Raw genomic sequence first — 14,203 nt, 5'->3', positions numbered from 1 at the left:
AATCATCCTTAACTATTTGATGTGTAATGACTCTATATAAACCAACTTAAGGAAATGCAGCCTGAAATCCAAGCTTAGCTGCACCAGTCCGGATTCTAGCGCCGTTCTGAATAAACTTCCCTAGTTGACACCTTGAGGAGCAATTACCTATTTTTTATACATACGCAACATGCGTTGGGTTACCACAAATCCACCAAAAATATTAATTGAGGTAATAAATATTGCTAAACCACCGATCCAGGTGATGTCTCCAATGAACTGACTTCCTGCAGCAATAAGTGCTCCTAAAACAATAATACTGGATATTGCATTGGTTACGGACATTAATGGAGTATGCAATGCTGGGGTGACCTTCCATACCACATAATATCCAACAAAGCAGGCCAAAACGAAAATAGTGAGTATGGTAATGTATGGATCACCTAGAGTGTTAATCTCATGCATTTTGGGTCTCCTTTTTTGCCTGAAATGGTAGGTATTGATTTTGATGACAAAGTACTGCTTGTTGAATAATTTCATCATCGGGATTTAATGTGACTTCTGGGGGAGTCGGCGCCAAGAGATTAATAAGATGGACCAGATTATTGGCATAAAGTTCGCTCGCTGTCGCTGGAACGAGTCCGGCCAGGTTACTGAGACCGATAATGGTAACTTCCCCATGCTTTATCGTTTTATCAAGAACGCTGACTTCACAATTTCCTCCTCGTGCAGTCGCGAGATCGACAACAACTGATCCAGGTTTCATTTGTTCTACAGTTTTTTTATACACTAAAATCGGAGCTTTTCGACCAGGAATTAAGGCTGTAGAAATGACGATATCGGATAATTTAGCATATTCATCAATAAGTTCTGCTTGAAGTTTTTTATACTCTTCACTAACTTCCGAAGCATACCCCCCTTTAGTTTCACTGTCTTGATCTTGGCTTACTTCAATAAATTCGGCGCCTAAACTTTCTACTTGTTCTTTGGCTGCTCGCCGTACATCGAATGCGTACACTACAGCACCTAAGCGTTTCGCCGTTGCGATGGCCTGTAAACCAGCGACTCCAGCACCAAGAACAAGTACTTTTGCAGGTTGAATCATCCCTGCCGCGGTCATCATCATGGGGATGGCTCGATGAAATTCAGCACATGCTTCTAAAACAGCTCTATAGCCTGCCAAATTAGCTTGTGACGATAGGCTATCCATACTTTGTGCTCGACTGATGCGCGGTATAAGATTCATTGAAAGCAATGTAACTTGTTTTTCCTTGCACCAAGTAATTAATTTGCTTTCCGGCTCATTATCGATATGACCGATTACCAACGCGTTTTGAGACAGACCTTCTAAATCCTTGGGAGCTGGTTCATTGATACAAAGAAGAATATTGGCCGTCTCGAGTATTGTTTTTTTATCTCGAATCTGGACGCCAACCTGTTCGTAATCCTGGTCTTTGAAACCAGCAGCGAGTCCTGCGTTTTTTTCTATGGCGACATCAAAGCCTGATTTAATTAAGTGCTTTGCTGAGTTAGGAGTAATAGCCACCCGAGTTTCATTGTCTGGTGCCAGTAAGGTTGCGATCATCATGGGTAAATCCTTTTTACCTAAATATTCATTATCCTATTGTAATTTAGAATGATTTTCCAGCGTAATATGAGTATCAAAGAAATTGAGTTCAGGTTGAGGGATTAGTTGGTTTATTTTGTTCCTCTTGCAAACTGTCTACTTCCAACGCCAAGGCAATTTGATTGGCACAAGATTCTAAAAGCTGTATTTTTTCGGGTGTAGTTAAATCATTATCCTTAGAAGGTTGAACTCTTAAAACCCCCATGGTACCTCGTGCTCCGAGTAATGGAATAAAAAGTGCATTAGAAAAGGAGAGCGTATCCGTTCCCCATCCTGCTTTTTGCCCTAACTCGAACACCCACTGGGCAATACTGTATTCTTTTTCATCCAAATCTTGATGTGATTTTGCTCTTGCCCGCACAACAAGACGCCCATTTTTGGGTAATAGGGCGATGATCTCACAGTGAAGAATTTCTGAAATATAATTAATCCCGGTACGAAGCAATCTGACGATTCCCCGTGTTCTTGATAACCTTCGACTTAACGTATACAAGGACGAAGTTTGATATTCTGCAAGACGGGCAATTTCTGATTGGCGCCGAGTGACTAAGGTTAATTGACAAATAATTAATGCCATAATAAGCATCATAACCAAGGTAAAAAAATAATCTGACTGGAGAGTAAAAAAACTATAATAGGGTGGGATAAAGAAATAACTATACGCTAAAATACTAAGAAAAATTCCTGAAATCGCAGGTCCTGCGCGTCCTAATAAAGCAATACACGTCATTCCAATTAAATATGTTAGAGTTAAACTTGTATCATTAACCAAAGGATAAATTAAATAATTAATGAGGGTTGTGACTCCAACAATACAGGTTGATAAAAAGTAATAGAGCCATGGCGTCATGGGTTTCGTCGGCGATTTTTTTCTTGATTTCTTTGCTCCTTCGGTCATGGTGTAAACATCAATTTCACCACTGTAACGCAAAATTTCATCTGCCAGACTGCGAAAGAAAAAATTTCTCCAACGAGTACGAATCTGTTTGCAGATCATAATCAGCGTGACATTTTGCTCACGGGAAAAATTAATAATTTCTTTGACAAGGTCATACCCCATTAAAATATGAGTTTCAGCACCCAACTGCTCAGCAAAAAATAAATTTTTTAAGACTTGATTTCGTTGCGTTCTGGATATTTGAGTTCGTGTAGAGTCTACATATACTGCAATCCAATCCGCTTGCAAACTGGAGGCCATTCTTTTGGCTGCGCGAATTAATTTATGTGATTCTGGGCCTGGACCAACGCAAACGAGTATTTTTTCCATGATGGGCCAGATATGTTTGATACCTTGACCTTGTCTGTATAAAAGTACCTGTGTATTTACCCGTTTTGCCAGAGTACGTAATGCTAGCTCGCGTAAGGCCATTAAATTGCCTTTACGGAAATAAAATTCAGCTGCAAGCCGGGCTTGTCTGGGGAGGTAGACTTTGCCCTCGGAAAGGCGTTTTAATAAATCTTCGGGAGCTAAGTCGACTAACTCAATGGTATTTGCTCGTTCTATCATGACATCTGGAACAGTTTCTTGGACGGGTGCGTGGATGATTTGGGAGACGTCATCATTGAGACTTTCTATATGTTGAACATTGAGTGTGGTATAGACATTAATCCCACGGTCGAGCAATTCTTTAATATCTTGCCAGCGTTTTTTATGCCGTACCCCGCTTACATTGGTATGTGCCATTTCATCAATGAGAATCAATCCAGGATTTCTTTTTAAAGAAGCATCCAAATCAAATTCTTGTAATTGTTTACCGTGATATTCAATTGTTATTTTAGGCAAAACGACGAAGTCTTTAAGTATTTCTTCAATTTCAAATCGTCCATGAGATTCGACAATGCCTATTACTACATCTAATCCTTTAGCTTGCTCCCCCATCGCCTCATGAAGCATAGAATAAGTTTTCCCTACTCCTGGAGCGGCTCCGAGGTAGATTTTGAGTTTGCCACGTTGCTTTTGTTGCTCTTCCTCGATAACTTGTTGTAATAATGCATTGGGATCGGGGCGTTTGTCTGTCATCGATTTGTCCTTATATGATCCAGAGCTAAATTCAGCTCCAATACACTAATTCGTGGTTCTCCTAAAAGATGTAAGGTCCGTTTTTTTATTAATTGATTCACTAATTGTTGAATTTCTTGTTCTGAAATATGACGTGCTTTAGCGATCCGTGGTATTTGATAGTAGGCTGCCAGCGGACTTATTTCAGGATCCAGACCACTAGCAGATGCAGTAACTAAATCAACTGGAATTAATTGCTTGTTCATCTTAGTTGGATCTTCCAAATTGTATTGCTGCAGTTTATCAACGCGTTGTTGTACGATTGCCAAAAGGTTTGGGTTTGAAGGCCCCATATTAGATCCAGAAGAATGTGCTCCATTATAAGGAAATGGAGGGGTGGCAGAAGGGCGTCCCCAAAAATAATCGGGTGCATCAAAGTATTGTCCAATTAATGCGGAACCGATCGGTTTGTCGTTAACGAGTAATAAACTACCATTTGCTCGATAAGGAAAAAATATTTGAGCTATTGCAGTAACTACAGCAGGATAAATTAAACCGGTTAATATAGAAAAAAGGAGCAGGAATATTAAAGCTGTTTTGATTTGTTTGAGAGCTTCTCTAATCATTTTTTTTATCCTGTTAAACCTAAGGCTACTAAGAGCAGATCGATCATTTTGATTCCAACAAAAGGAACTATAAATCCCCCTAACCCATAGATAATTACGTTATTTCGGAGCAGTTCTGCTGCAGGAAGACGTCGATATTTAATTCCACGCAAAGCTAAAGGTATAAGAAGAACTATAATAATTGCATTAAAAATTACTGCGGAAAGCACTGCAGTATGTGGGGTTGCCAGGTGCATGATATTGAATACATTGAGCGCAGGGTAGGTGCTTACAAAGGCAGCTGGTAAAATGGCAAAATATTTAGCGATATCATTGGCAATACTAAACGTAGTCAAAGCGCCGCGCGTCATCAATAACTGCTTACCTATTTCTACTACTTCAATTAATTTAGTGGGGTTTGAATCCAGATCGACCAAGTTACCCGCTTCTTTTGCTGCTTGTGTTCCCGTATTCATTGCAACAGCAACATCAGCCTGAGCAAGTGCTGGCGCATCATTTGTTCCATCACCAGTCATTGCAACTAAATGACCTTGAGCTTGTAGGTCACGAATCAATTTAAGTTTGTCTTCGGGTTTTGCATTGGCTAGAAAATCATCTACTCCCGCTTCACCAGCAATAGAAGCAGCCGTTAGGGGATTATCTCCAGTTACCATAATGGTTTTAATGCCCATTTGTCTGAGTTGGGCAAAACGCTCTCGAATTCCCCCTTTAATTACGTCTTTAAGACGGATAATGCCCAGAACTTTTGGGCCTTCTGTAACCACCAGTGCAGTTCCACCTTGGCGTGAAATAATTTCCACATTATTTTTCACATTTTCGGGAACATGACCACCTAACTGATTGATATATTCTTCGATTGCTTCAGCTGATCCTTTACGTATTTGTCGATCACCGAGATTTGCGCCACTCATACGTGTTTGTGCGGTGAATGGAATAAATGTTGCCTGTAATGGGGCAAGAGTTCTTCCACGTAACTTATATTTCCTTTTAGCAAGAATCACGATGCTTCGACCTTCAGGGGTTTCATCAGCAAGTGAGGCTAATTGAGCTGCATCGGCTAGATCGTTGATATCGACCCCTTCTGCGGGAACAAACTCTGTTGCCTGCCGATTACCTAAAGTAATTGTTCCTGTTTTATCAAGTATTAAAACATCGATATCACCTGCAGCCTCAACTGCTCGCCCTGATAGGGCTATGACATTGGCTTGAATCATTCGATCCATACCTGAAATACCAATTGCAGAAAGTAGTCCGCCAATTGTAGTTGGGGCAAGGCAAACAAAAAGGGCAACAAGCACCGTGATTGAAATTGTTGAACCCGCTTTAGTTACAGAGACACTATAAATCGAAAAAGAGAGTAGGGTGCTACAAACCACTAAAAACACAATGGTTAAGGCAGCAAGTAAAATGGTTAATGCCAGCTCATTAGGCGTTTTTTGTCTTTTTGCCCCTTCTACCAGGGTAATCATCCGATCCAGAAATGTCTCGCCCGGGTTAGATGTGATGCGGATGATAAGCCAATCGGAAATGATCTGCGTTCCTCCAGTTACTGCGCTACGATCTCCGCCACTTTCACGAATGACGGGGGCGCTTTCGCCAGTGATGGCACTTTCATTTACTGAGGCAATTCCTTCGATAATCTCCCCATCACTGGGTATGAAATCACCTGCTTCAACCAAGACCAGATCCCCTGCACGTAATTGCACGGATGGAATAACCGTGAATTTTGCATTTTTAGATGCTTTTGCCAATTTTTTAGCTTGAATTTCACGACGTGCTCGTCGTAGCTCTTGCGCCTGTGCCTTGCCACGACCTTCTGCCATGGCTTCCGCAAAATTGGCAAATAAGAGTGTAAACCAAAGCCACAAACTAATAGCGAGAATAAAAAGTGGTGGTGCTTCACCTTTGCCTAGACAGGCTTGGATAAAGAGAATCGTTGTAATAATTGAACTAGCATAAACGGTAAACATTACCGGATTTTTTATTTGAACATGGGGTGCTAATTTGAAAAATGCGTCAATTAGGGCACTTTTTATAATACTAAAATCCCAAATAGAATGTGATTTAGTAGCCATATTTCCCCCAAAGCATCAAATGCTCCACAATAGGACCAAGAGCAAGAGCTGGTAAAAAGGACAGTGCTCCCAGAATGATAGCAATATAAATTAATAAAGTAATAAAAAGTGGTGTATGAGTAGCTAAGGTACCTAAACTGTTGGGAATCCGTTTTTTCTTAACAAGTGAGCCAGCCATGGCAAGAATTGGAATAGCAAGCCAATATCGGCTAATCAACATCAGTACGCCACCAACAATATTATAAAAGGGGGTATTAGCATTTAAGCCTGCAAAAGAACTGCCATTATTATTCCCTATGGAAGTAAAAGTATAGAGTATTTCAGTAAAACCATGGGCACCAGGATTTGCTATAGAGTTTATTCCCACCTGAGTTACAGAAGCATATGCGGTCGTGATGAGTACAATTAGAGGCATAATTAATACAGCAATTGATGCCATTTTCATTTCATAAGGTTCAATTTTTTTACCTAGGTATTCAGGAGTTCTGCCTACCATAAGCCCCGCAACAAATACCGTGAGGATGACTAGCATGAGCATCCCCGATAATCCAGTGCCAACTCCTCCAAAACTTACTTCACCTAAATGCATCATCCATAAAGGAACCATCCCGCCTAGAGGAGTAAATGAATCCAGCATGGAATTGACGGAACCGTTAGAGGTGGCGGTTGTAGCTGTTGCCCAAATTGCAGAGTTAACAATACCAAAGCGACTCTCTTTGCCCTCCATATTGCCGGCTGGGTAAAATTCAGATTGAGCAGTAGCATCAATCCCCATGCGGTGAAATGCTGGATTCCCTGATTGTTCGACTACAACTTCAAATAGTAAACATGGAACAAACAAAATGGACATGGCTATTAATATGGCCCAGCCTTGCCTTTTATCATGAACCATGGTGCCAAATGTAAAACAAAAAGCTGCAGGAATAAGTAAGATCGCTACCATTTCCAGAAAATTACTCAATGGAGTGGGGTTTTCGAAGGGATGTGCTGAATTGACATTAAAAAAACCACCACCATTAGTACCGAGTTGCTTGATGGCAATTTGTGATGCTACTGGTCCCATGGGAATGATTTGTTCAGTTATTGTTACCGGTGTTGTTTTAGGATTGCCTTGGCTATCTAATACCGTTTGTCCTGTCGCATCGGTTACAGGTTGTTGGTAAGTAAAAGGGTGGCTGAGGCTAATTTTTTGAAAAGGTTTAAAATTTTGAATGACCCCTTGTGAGCATAGAACAAGTGCAAAAATCAGCGACATAGGCAATAAGATATAGAGTATTCCGCGTACGGCATCTACCCAGAAATTTCCTAAACTATGACTTTCATGTTTTATGATCCCGCGGATCAATGCAACTAATAATGACATACCTGTTGCTGCAGAAATAAAGTTTTGTACCGTAAGTGCAAGCATTTGCGTTAAATAACTCATTGTTGTTTCCCCACTATAAGCTTGCCAATTTGTATTAGTTGTAAAACTTATGGCCGTATTCAATGCAAGAGCAGGGGAGGGAGAGGAAAATTCTTGGGGATTTAATGGTAAATAAAATTGAATACGTTGCACAAGATAAATAACCAGTAAGCCCGCTAAGTTTAGGAAGAGCATGCTTGTGAGATAGGTTTTCCATCCCATTTCTTCTTGAGTCTGAATACCGCAAATCTTATAGATTAAGTGTTCGAACGGTCTTAATATTCGGTCTAAGAAACAAGGGCGGCCCTGGTACACTCGTGCCATGTACCAACCTAAAGGTTTTACAAGTAGCAACAAAAAGAGCAGATAAAATGCAATTTGCAGCAAACCAGGTTTTGTCATAAGGGGTCCATCCCGGGTTTAAATTAATCCATGGCTTAAAATAATTCGGGTTTGAATAGTACAACTAACAAAAAGACTAATAACCCGAAAGCAATTATTCCACAGATTAAATACAAGCTCATGATTCACTCCTTGATAAATAATCATAGAATCTAATTAGTCCAAAGGACAAGCTGAAAAATAATAGGACAAGCAAAATTAATAAAAGATCCATTTAAGCGAAGTCCAATTTATAAGTGTGTCCTTAATTATAATACGAACTTAAGCTTTAAGTGTTTGATTATAGTAATTATGCATTAAAAAAACAGTCAAACTGACAGTGAATAATTAGATTAACTGGTAACAACTGCATCTACTGACCAGCACCCAGGCTAAAGTTTATTATGATTTGCACAATTAAAGAGGAAAATAAAAAAAGCGTATTATGGTTTTTTAATACGCCTTTTTATGGAATTTGGGATAGACAGTAAGATTGAGTACAGTCCTTTTTACCAAGGTGGACTCCTCTGGAGTGTTTTAGGCTTCTTAGTACTTGCTAAGCTTGCTCACCGCACTCTCAATCTGGCTCCCAAAGTAATAATGTTGGCTGAACAATGTGTACTGTCTATGGTTTTATGATAGGCCACTCTGAGTTTTAATGCCACATGATTTCGCTGGTTTTTTGCAAAGATTTCGTTAAAGTCAAAAACGGTTTAATTAGGTTGTTGAATTAATAAGGAAAATGAAACGGGTATTTTATTATTACTCATGCGCCTGGGTTTGACGCCGCTGGAACCATGGTTTCGCTGCGCTGCACCCAGATTGCATGTTTCTAATCTAGCTATGTCGTTTAATACCAAAGAATGGAACGCCAATGTAGGGTCTTCTTGCTGTGTAACTTCGAGGACTTTTTCCTGTTTGCAGGAATATTTGGGTATAGTAAAGTTTGCCTTGTTTATCACGGGCAACCCCTATGCCAGTCAAGTTATAATTTCCTACAATATTTCTTCTGTGGCCTGGGCTTTTGACCCATTGACTGACTACAATTTCAGCGGTTTTATAGTTGTATGCAACATTCTCCGCACCACCACCAGTATTTTTAATCTGTGAACGCAGTTTCTTAATGCGTTTTCCAAAATCTTGATGACCAAAAGACATACGATGGTTGGCCATATCTTGAGAGTGTTGTTTGGCTTGAATTACAATCTTGTTATCCATTGTAAGTTTGGATAAGCCATGTTGCTGACGGTATTTGTTAATATAGAATAAAACAGCATTTTGGATGGCGGTGTCACTTTCAACATGTTTTGTTGGAGAAGCGGCATAAGCATTGGGCAATAAGTTAAAAACAATCAAACTTAAAATAACTATTTTGGTTTTTAAAGACATAACTATTCTCTTTTCATGTAAAAATCGAATGGAATAGTGACTAAAAAACTGTCATTTGTCTAGAGTTGATTTGTATCAGATAAATTCAAAATAAAAAAATAATAACCTATTTGTTTTGAAATATTTCTTTTCTATTTTGGGTATTAATGACTCAAATAAGCGATAGCATCCTTTAAGTTTTCGACTTCGCCGGAATAATGGAAGTAAATTCGTTGTTTTGAACAGTCTATAATGCATAATGGTTCTTGAGGATGATCACCAAATTGTTTAAATATCCAGAATATCCCGTCACTATGTTGTTTTTCTATTTCTTTTAATAAGTCCACCATTTTATCGTTTTGCAAGGCGGAATGAGGGCAATTCAAACTGGACTTGCCGTGCGTTATTTTATAGGCGTAATGTTGTTCTTTCATGATAGTACTCCCTGCTACTGTTCAATAGAGAAGTAGATCCGTTTTGTTACATTATAGTCTATTGTAGCTTCGGCGCATCTGCCTCTAGGGTACAATTATTTTTATAGATTAACTGACAATCCTAAAAGTACAGCATGTAAGGTAGGAATGTTAGATAGTTGTTCTCTTTTGGAATAGGTTTCAAAATGAAAATTCGGTCCATTGCCGCTGAATATTCCTTGATATAATAAGCTCAGGTTGGCCAAAGCACTAATTGGATAACCAAAGCCTGCTTGTATTTCGCCTGCTAATTGGGAAATATCATTAAGGGGTACGCGCTCGTCTCGCCAATGCCTGTAGGCAAGTCCACCTTTTAGTTGAGCAAAAAATGAACTATTCCCCAGAGGATCGCTTTTGGACGTAATTAATAAATCCAAGGTAGGGGCAAGGGTCGTTTGCATAGGAATCCATTTTTTCAGAGCATGGAATGCTTCTTGAGGCATATTGAGTTTGATTCGTGTACCTGTTTGCAGCCCTAATTCCAAGCCTAAAGCAATATTGCCAGCAAGCATCATTTCATTGGCCAGCGCTAATCGTCCTATGGGAGCATTTTTATCTCTTGAGGAGGTTATATGATAAGTTCCTGTGCCAGCACTCGCAGTAACAGACCAAGGCTGATCTTGTGATGTTAATTTAGGGAAATAATCGCCAGCGATCGCATTAAATGATAATAAAATTCCTATTACAATTAATTTCATATGCCATATCCCTAAATGAATTGTTCATAATCATACCTTTGCATACCCACAAATCAGGATTTTCAGTTCCATCACTGCAAAAGCACCTATGGGAATATTAAATATAAAAAAGCGACAAGCAATTCAATGGTGAGTTGACCGCCTTTTTATCAAATTTGGCGGAGAGAGAGGGATTCGAACCCTCGATACGTTGCCGTATACACACTTTCCAGGCGTGCGCCTTCGACCGCTCGGCCATCTCTCCAATTCGGGCAAGCTTATACAGGTCGGATAATAAAATCAACCCTGTATTGACCTAAATTTATAACTTATTCGTAACTTATGATCGTTATTGTATATACTATGAATAGATAAGCCCTAAAGACTGTTACTATTTAGTTTTATGGGTGTTTTTACTTTGAAACAAAAATTGTGAACACGTTCAGTGAATAAAAGGATTGAATTATGTTAGCACGAACTTTTATTTTCATTTTCAGCCTCATCTCTTCAAGTGCGCTTTGGGCTGAGATTACTTGTTATTACACTTTAGTTAAAGATAATTGTTGGATTAAATATGATGTATCAGTAGATGTAATGGATGCCGAAAGCGCCAAAATTTTAACAACAGTTACTGTACCTGTTGGAAAATCTTGGATTCGCCAAACGTTCCCTTGTGAACCTGGCCAAAAATTAATGTATCGAGCTCGATTTTCTCCAATTTTTTGGCAAAGTGATGAAGGTAAAACCTATACTGCTAAAAATTATTGGTCCTTACCTAATACAATAAATCCTGGGGATTCAGCTTGGAACGTGACAGTTTGCTACTCAAGTGATTTTTCATTAGTTCCCCTTCCACCTAATGCACCAGGCAATTGCAGTTGTGATTTTAATGATATTCCAGCAATACCGCCAAAAAAGATATAAATGGCATTAATTTTTATCTTTGTGTATGATTCACTTACTATAACATCAACTATTCTTTAGGGAATTTTTTCCTTATTTTGTTGACGGAGCGACTGATGATTACTCTTAGAAATAAAATTGGTCAGATGTTGGTTATGGGGTTTGATGGTTGTGATATACACGACAAAAGCCCTATAGCTGAATGGCTGTCTTCAGATGGATTAGGCGGTGTTTTGTTATTCGATCAGGATGCTTCTACCAATTTATATGGTAAGAATTTAAAAAATCAGACGCAAATTAAAAATTTAACGCATCAACTCAATTATTATTACCATTCCTCAGAAGAGTTCAAAAATAACGGTTTGCCCTTATTAATTGCCATTGATTATGAAGGAGGAAGCATCGACCGCTTGTCTCGGATTGAGGGATGTATGCCAACTATGGATGCATACAACATGGCACACTTATCCCATGAGGATTTGCAGGCCGAGTTGACGCAAATGGCATTTACATTAAAATCTTTGGGTTTTAATCTTAATTTTGCTCCGATTGTGGATTTGCATTTACAAGATCAGCAGGGAATTATTGGAAGCTTACAACGTAGTTTTTCAACTGATCCTGATGAGGTAGTGCGTCTGGCCAGAGCATTTGTTGATGTTTTCCAGCATTATGGTATTGCATGCTGCTATAAGCATTTCCCAGGCCATGGTAGTGCATTAGGTGATACCCATAAAGGGTTTGTAGATGTTACCAATACCTTCAATGAAGATGAATTGGTGCCTTATTATCAGCTCGTGCGAGATGTTTACCAACCAACTCTGATCATGACCGCGCATGTGATCAATAATCAATTGGATAAACAGGGGGGACCTGCAACGTTATCCCATGATATTTTAACCGGCTTATTGCGCCAAACGATGGGCTATGATGGAGTAATTATTGCAGATGACTTACAAATGCAAGCAATCACCGATCATTACTCACTTGAGGAGGCTTTATGCCTGACAATCAATGCGGGTGCTGATATGCTGATCTTTGCAAATCAATTAGCAAAAATTACGGCGCCAGAATTGATTGAGAAGATTGAACGTTTGATTTTCGAGAAAAAAATAACTCCTAAACGTATAGAGGATGCTTATCGTCGAATCATCCGTTTAAAGCAGCAAATCAATTGTCTTGAATTGGTTGACTGATAGATCAGCAGATTTTAAAATCTCTTGACGCACATGCATAATGTGTTAGAATACTCCTAATTGCGCATTTTTTGATCAGAAAATATAAGGTTTTTATGGTAACTCACTCGAATCAAACGAATCATCGCTCTACCCTTGCTCACTTTAAACTCGTTTCTTGTTGTTGCTGTTAATTTAATCTTTTCATTTTTTAATTTATTGATTTTTAAGGATTATTAACATGTGTGCAGCGCATCAACAAAAAAAACTCATACTCAGCACTCCCTTGCTTTATGCTTTAATGATTGGTTTAGGTATCGTTAGTGGGATGTCCAATATTGTTGTTTTAAAAGAGATAGGGTTATTAATTTCTGATTTATTTATTAAGCTGTTTAAATGCATTAGTTTGCCCATTATTTCTTTATCCATCATTGTTACTCTGGCCAATTACAAGACCGATGGATTCATGAAGAAGATTTGGCAGCGAACACTTAAGTATACTTTTTCTACAACCATAGTGGCTGCAGTGATTAGTTGCTTGCTTTATATTTTAATCCAACCCAGCACCGTGCAGGTTAGTTTGGATGCACAAACCGTCAAATCGGCAAGTAGTTTAGGTTACTTAGGATACTTGGCAAATATTATTCCTACCAATTTATTATCTCCTTTTCTTGAACAGCAAGTTATAGGAGTACTGTTCTTAAGCATTATTATCGGTATTGCGGTACGTCAAATTCCTGAGGATGAATCTCGCGAAACAATTACGCGATTTTTCCGTGGTGCACATGGAATGTTCTTAGTGATGACTCGTTGGATTATTACCATTATTCCCTTGGGATTATTTGGTTTTATTACTTCAACAGTCGTTCAATTGCGCTCAGGTATGGATATTAAGGGAATAGGGGAGTATTTATTGATTGTTGTATTAGCGAACATCATTCAAGGTTTTGTAATATTACCATTGTGGTTAAAAGCGAATAAGATTAAGCCTTTTGCAGCAATGCGTTCTATGCTTCCTGCATTATCGGTCGCTTTTTTCTCCAAGTCTTCAGTAGGGACATTACCTGTCACCATGAATACTATAGAAAATAATCTGCAAGTAAAACCATCGGTAAGCCGTTTTGTTTTACCTTTATGCACCAGCATTAATATGAATGGATGCGCAGCCTTTATTTTTGCTACGGTAATTTATTTAATGCAGAATCACGGAATGCCAATTTCTTATGGCACAATGGTTTTATGGATATTTGTTGCTACAGTAGCTGCCATTGGGAATGCCGGTGTACCCATGGGATGTTTCTTCTTAAGTATTAGTTTGTTGTCGAGTATGAATGTTCCTATCGTGCTTATGGGTGTTATTTTACCTTTCTACGGTTTAATTGATATGCTGGAAACTGCTTTAAATGTTTGGTCTGATGCGTGCGTTACCAAAATCGTGAATGATAAAGCCATTGCTGAAGAGCAAGCGGAATTAAAGCCCCGAAAGGTTTCTACATATGAGCCTGAATTGGGTTAAAA

Annotated in this window: 13 protein-coding genes, 1 tRNA gene and 1 other RNA gene; 3 read left to right on the top strand and 12 right to left on the bottom strand. The window is 39.0% G+C overall.

The genetic code is table 11. The features are described 5' to 3' along the window. Positions 1 to 147: 147 nt before the first annotated feature. The 12 genes from ACWTEW_RS12050 to ACWTEW_RS11995 form a co-directional block, all read right to left on the bottom strand. Entirely contained in the window at positions 148 to 444 is a 297-nt protein-coding gene (locus ACWTEW_RS12050) for a proton-translocating transhydrogenase family protein (RefSeq protein ID WP_454781875.1), read from the bottom strand. Beyond that, positions 437 to 1,567 carry a Re/Si-specific NAD(P)(+) transhydrogenase subunit alpha gene (locus ACWTEW_RS12045; RefSeq protein WP_454781874.1) on the bottom strand — a complete coding sequence of 377 codons (1,131 nt, stop codon included), beginning with the start codon at positions 1,565 to 1,567 and terminating at the stop codon, positions 437 to 439. The genes ACWTEW_RS12050 and ACWTEW_RS12045 overlap by 8 nt, the downstream gene beginning before the upstream one ends. Positions 1,568 to 1,655: 88 nt before the next feature. Beyond that, a complete protein-coding gene (locus ACWTEW_RS12040) occupies positions 1,656 to 3,626 on the bottom strand; it encodes a DUF4118 domain-containing protein (protein ID WP_454781873.1) in 1,971 nt (656 codons plus the stop codon). After that, positions 3,623 to 4,231 (bottom strand): potassium-transporting ATPase subunit KdpC, encoded by a 609-nt coding sequence (gene kdpC / locus ACWTEW_RS12035; protein WP_454781872.1) that lies wholly within the window; start codon positions 4,229 to 4,231, stop codon positions 3,623 to 3,625. Before kdpC ends, ACWTEW_RS12040 begins: the two co-directional genes overlap by 4 nt. Positions 4,232 to 4,236: 5 nt before the next feature. Continuing rightward, positions 4,237 to 6,306, bottom strand: a complete 2,070-nt coding sequence (gene kdpB, locus ACWTEW_RS12030; protein ID WP_454781871.1) for a potassium-transporting ATPase subunit KdpB — start codon at positions 6,304 to 6,306, stop codon at positions 4,237 to 4,239. Then, complete coding sequence (gene kdpA / locus ACWTEW_RS12025; RefSeq protein ID WP_454781870.1) at positions 6,296 to 8,113, bottom strand: potassium-transporting ATPase subunit KdpA; 1,818 nt, start codon at positions 8,111 to 8,113, stop codon at positions 6,296 to 6,298. The genes kdpB and kdpA overlap by 11 nt, the downstream gene beginning before the upstream one ends. A gap of 35 nt (positions 8,114 to 8,148) precedes the next feature. After that, positions 8,149 to 8,235 (bottom strand): potassium-transporting ATPase subunit F, encoded by an 87-nt coding sequence (locus ACWTEW_RS12020; protein ID WP_220471025.1) that lies wholly within the window; start codon positions 8,233 to 8,235, stop codon positions 8,149 to 8,151. A 335-nt stretch (positions 8,236 to 8,570) separates the two neighbouring features. Beyond that, positions 8,571 to 8,722, bottom strand: a non-coding RNA gene (gene ssrS / locus ACWTEW_RS12015) — 6S RNA. 207 nt (positions 8,723 to 8,929) lie between these two features. After that, positions 8,930 to 9,481 (bottom strand): CAP domain-containing protein, encoded by a 552-nt coding sequence (locus tag ACWTEW_RS12010; protein ID WP_454781869.1) that lies wholly within the window; start codon positions 9,479 to 9,481, stop codon positions 8,930 to 8,932. A gap of 143 nt (positions 9,482 to 9,624) precedes the next feature. Continuing rightward, a complete protein-coding gene (locus tag ACWTEW_RS12005; RefSeq protein ID WP_454781868.1) occupies positions 9,625 to 9,894 on the bottom strand; it encodes a hypothetical protein in 270 nt (89 codons plus the stop codon). Positions 9,895 to 9,995: 101 nt separating this feature from the next. After that, the gene (locus tag ACWTEW_RS12000; protein ID WP_454781867.1) at positions 9,996 to 10,631 is read right to left on the bottom strand and encodes a hypothetical protein; all 636 of its coding nucleotides are present in this window, start codon (positions 10,629 to 10,631) and stop codon (positions 9,996 to 9,998) included. A 156-nt stretch (positions 10,632 to 10,787) separates the two neighbouring features. Next, a tRNA-Ser gene (locus tag ACWTEW_RS11995) sits at positions 10,788 to 10,875 on the bottom strand. 200 nt (positions 10,876 to 11,075) lie between these two features. Here ACWTEW_RS11995 and ACWTEW_RS11990 point away from each other — a divergent pair. From ACWTEW_RS11990 to ACWTEW_RS11980, 3 genes are all read left to right on the top strand, one after another. After that, positions 11,076 to 11,534: a hypothetical protein gene (locus tag ACWTEW_RS11990; protein ID WP_454781866.1), complete on the top strand. Its 459-nt coding sequence runs from the start codon at positions 11,076 to 11,078 to the stop codon at positions 11,532 to 11,534. Positions 11,535 to 11,629: 95 nt separating this feature from the next. After that, on the top strand, positions 11,630 to 12,706 hold the full coding sequence (locus tag ACWTEW_RS11985; protein WP_454781865.1) for a glycoside hydrolase family 3 N-terminal domain-containing protein: 1,077 nt from the start codon (positions 11,630 to 11,632) through the stop codon (positions 12,704 to 12,706). Between the two features lie 220 nt (positions 12,707 to 12,926). After that, complete coding sequence (locus ACWTEW_RS11980; protein WP_454781864.1) at positions 12,927 to 14,201, top strand: dicarboxylate/amino acid:cation symporter; 1,275 nt, start codon at positions 12,927 to 12,929, stop codon at positions 14,199 to 14,201. Positions 14,202 to 14,203: the final 2 nt, after the last annotated feature.

The sequence above is a fragment of the Legionella stuttgartensis genome (assembly GCF_977063405.2).
This window is presented reverse-complemented; position numbering and strand designations above follow the sequence as displayed.

Excerpts from the sequence above, each read along its gene's own strand:
- kdpC (WP_454781872.1), bottom strand. The coding sequence starts at position 4,231 with ATGATTAGAGAAGCTCTCAAACAAATCAAAACAGCTTTAATATTCCTG.
- ACWTEW_RS11985 (WP_454781865.1), top strand. The coding sequence starts at position 11,630 with ATGATTACTCTTAGAAATAAAATTGGTCAGATGTTGGTTATGGGGTTT.
- kdpA (WP_454781870.1), bottom strand. The coding sequence starts at position 8,113 with ATGACAAAACCTGGTTTGCTGCAAATTGCATTTTATCTGCTCTTTTTG.
- ACWTEW_RS12045 (WP_454781874.1), bottom strand. The coding sequence starts at position 1,567 with ATGATGATCGCAACCTTACTGGCACCAGACAATGAAACTCGGGTGGCT.
- ACWTEW_RS11990 (WP_454781866.1), top strand. The coding sequence starts at position 11,076 with ATGTTAGCACGAACTTTTATTTTCATTTTCAGCCTCATCTCTTCAAGT.
- ACWTEW_RS11980 (WP_454781864.1), top strand. The coding sequence starts at position 12,927 with ATGTGTGCAGCGCATCAACAAAAAAAACTCATACTCAGCACTCCCTTG.
- ACWTEW_RS12000 (WP_454781867.1), bottom strand. The coding sequence starts at position 10,631 with ATGAAATTAATTGTAATAGGAATTTTATTATCATTTAATGCGATCGCT.
- ACWTEW_RS12010 (WP_454781869.1), bottom strand. The coding sequence starts at position 9,481 with ATGTCTTTAAAAACCAAAATAGTTATTTTAAGTTTGATTGTTTTTAAC.
- ACWTEW_RS12040 (WP_454781873.1), bottom strand. The coding sequence starts at position 3,626 with ATGACAGACAAACGCCCCGATCCCAATGCATTATTACAACAAGTTATC.
- ACWTEW_RS12005 (WP_454781868.1), bottom strand. The coding sequence starts at position 9,894 with ATGAAAGAACAACATTACGCCTATAAAATAACGCACGGCAAGTCCAGT.
- kdpB (WP_454781871.1), bottom strand. The coding sequence starts at position 6,306 with ATGGCTACTAAATCACATTCTATTTGGGATTTTAGTATTATAAAAAGT.
- ACWTEW_RS12020 (WP_220471025.1), bottom strand. The coding sequence starts at position 8,235 with ATGAGCTTGTATTTAATCTGTGGAATAATTGCTTTCGGGTTATTAGTC.
- ACWTEW_RS12050 (WP_454781875.1), bottom strand. The coding sequence starts at position 444 with ATGCATGAGATTAACACTCTAGGTGATCCATACATTACCATACTCACT.